We start from the raw sequence: 2380 nt of genomic DNA, 5'->3' as shown, positions 1-2380 counted from the left end.
TACTTAATATAGTTTTCCGCAGAACCTTTGTCAAGCACCTACCCTAAAATCCGCAAAAAACTCCCTCCGATTTTGGTCGGAAGGACTTTTATGCATTTTGTGAAATATACTCGTCCCGAAGGATTTCATAAATGTATAAGGCACTACGAGCACGCAAGCCTGTTTCCGGCTTGTTCAACGAGTCAAAAATCTTCGACTTATAAACAAAGTTAAAGGCCGTCTCCAGGTCAATTGAAAAATCAATTGGTTCCATGATATAGAATCATCCGATTGTGCCCCCGTTTCGCTTGCAGATGACAACCAGGTCGTCAAGGGCCTCGTCCGTTGGGAGAAGATGTTCCACTGCGTAATGTTCGTCAAGAAAACGAATCCCCTTAAACTGGCACAGGTATTCAGCCGCCACCTGCAGGGTAAGCTGAAAACGCTTGGCAAAAAGCCTGATGCACATGTTTATATACGGGATTTTATACTTGCTCAACATACTACGAATATAACAATATTTCCACTAATCCGCAAAAAAACACCCTGCATTCTGCAGGGTTTTGTCTTAATCTTGAGAGCACTGGCTGCCGAAGCAGGGAGTGATAACGTCAGGGTCACCACTTCCCGACAGCAGGCTTGCCCGCTGCTTCAGCTTGATGACCTTGAGTTTGGGCTGTACGTATTCCTTCTTTTTATTCATCTGCATTTTTGTTTCTTTGGTCTTAAACATTTTCATTTTCCTCCAGGAATCCATCCAGGGTAAATTCTCCATGATTCATACTGGCCTGCAAGAGGCTTGTGCGGTGCTTCAGCGTCACCACCTTCATGCAGGGTTTTGCGTAAGATTTTCTGTCGGTTGACTTTTTTTGCATTTTCCTGTCGCCTTATTTGATAATCACTTTCTTGCCGTTGTTGTAGTAGGTCCCCTTGACAGTGGGCTTGCCGTTGAGGCGACGACCCTTCATGTCAAACCAGCGGTCAGCCTTTTCAAGGGTTATATTGCCGGTGCGGGTGTTCATCTGGCCCACAAAGGTGACTTCGCCATCGGCATTGCCGAACAGGACTGCGATCACTTCGGGCACATCTTCTGCGATAGCTCTGGATACGCCGCGGTATGCCGGAGCACGCAGCATTCCGTTGCCGGAGTTAGACTGATCTGAGGTTCTACTGAGCACAGCGCGCATGGGCTTGACGCTCACGTCAGAACCGCCCTTCACGAAGTCACCGGCCTTGTAGATGCCATCTACATCATCGGCGGCGGCGAAGCCATAGACGCATTCCAGGGCGGTGCAGCCGTTTTCCCAATATCTGTTTGCGTAGGAGCCTGTGAATTCCCAATCGCCCACCTTGGGGTTGTTCAATTCAGCGGTCTGCACGGAAACAGGAGAACCCAAGGTCATGTTCAGATTCGTAGCTTCTTCCTTTAGGATGACGGCGTAGGGAACGCCGGCTTCCAGGGCGGCAACCTTGACTTCCGTTCTGAATTCGGCTGTATAGACACCGTCTTCCACAGTTACGCCCGTAAAGGCGTAGAAGTCTGCATTGGCCGTTGTACCTTCGTTGGTGGAGAAGGGCAGCACAATGGTATTGGCGATGTTCAGGCCTTCAGGGCTAGCCACGAAAGTGCGTTCAAATTCAACAGAGTTCACTTCCACCGGATTAGGCACATTTGCTGTTTCCGTGGAATTACCGAGAATCGTCGCCTTGGACTTGTCGGCAGCAATCACGATGGAACCGTAGTTGAATTCAATCTTTCCGCTGAAATCAGGGTAAGAAATTTCATCGGCAAGATTCTGGCCCCAGACAGAACCGTCAATTCCATTGTGGAGAAGGGCTGCAACAGTACCATTAGAAAATTCTTCTCCAGTTTTGAAGCCGGATCCAAAAGAATTCCCAAAGTCTTGGTCAATCAGATTTTCTGCAGAACCGGTCTTTGCAAAACTGTTTGTGACAGAACCCTCGTTGAAACCTGTCACGCCGCCGACATAGGAGTATTTACCTGTAGTATTCACGGAACCGCTGTTGTAGCAGTTCGTGACGGAACCTCCGTTGGATCCTGTCACGCCGCCGACATAGTATTCACCTGTAGTATTCACGGAACCGCTGTTGTAGCAGTTTGTGACGGAACCTTCGTTGGATCCTGTCACGCCGCCTACAGTGGCGAATTTACCTGTAGCATTCACGGAACCGCTGTTGTAGCAGTTCGTGATGGAACCTTCGTTGAATCCTGTCACGCCGCCGACATAGTTTTGTCCTCGGAAGTAGGAATCCTCAACGCCTACATTCTCAACCTTTCCGTCAGAACCTACATACCCAAACAAACCGACATTTTCTTCTGATTCATCATTGAAATACAGTCCCTTGATAGCAAAGCCTTGCCCATCGAAAGTTCCTGTAT

4 protein-coding genes are annotated in these 2380 nt (G+C 48.6%); all 4 read right to left on the bottom strand.

All coding sequences use genetic code 11. The features are described 5' to 3' along the window. Positions 1 to 262: 262 nt before the first annotated feature. On the bottom strand, positions 263 to 481 hold the full coding sequence (locus B7992_RS16135) for a DUF3791 domain-containing protein (protein WP_088666811.1): 219 nt from the start codon (positions 479 to 481) through the stop codon (positions 263 to 265). 66 nt (positions 482 to 547) lie between these two features. Further along, positions 548 to 712, bottom strand: coding sequence for a hypothetical protein (locus tag B7992_RS16880; RefSeq protein ID WP_176421990.1), 165 nt, complete (start codon positions 710 to 712; stop codon positions 548 to 550). Next, positions 705 to 854: a hypothetical protein gene (locus B7992_RS16875; RefSeq protein WP_176421989.1), complete on the bottom strand. Its 150-nt coding sequence runs from the start codon at positions 852 to 854 to the stop codon at positions 705 to 707. Before B7992_RS16875 ends, B7992_RS16880 begins: the two co-directional genes overlap by 8 nt. 12 nt (positions 855 to 866) lie before the next feature. Beyond that, a partial coding sequence (locus tag B7992_RS16130) for a GLUG motif-containing protein (RefSeq protein WP_303395622.1) occupies positions 867 to 2380 on the bottom strand: 1514 nt, incomplete at its 5' end.

This window comes from Fibrobacter sp. UWH1, from assembly GCF_002210365.1.
Classification (GTDB): Bacteria; Fibrobacterota; Fibrobacteria; order Fibrobacterales; family Fibrobacteraceae; genus Fibrobacter.
This window is presented reverse-complemented; position numbering and strand designations above follow the sequence as displayed.

Excerpts from the sequence above, each read along its gene's own strand:
- B7992_RS16880 (WP_176421990.1), bottom strand. The coding sequence starts at position 712 with ATGTTTAAGACCAAAGAAACAAAAATGCAGATGAATAAAAAGAAGGAA.
- B7992_RS16875 (WP_176421989.1), bottom strand. The coding sequence starts at position 854 with ATGCAAAAAAAGTCAACCGACAGAAAATCTTACGCAAAACCCTGCATG.
- B7992_RS16135 (WP_088666811.1), bottom strand. The coding sequence starts at position 481 with ATGTTGAGCAAGTATAAAATCCCGTATATAAACATGTGCATCAGGCTT.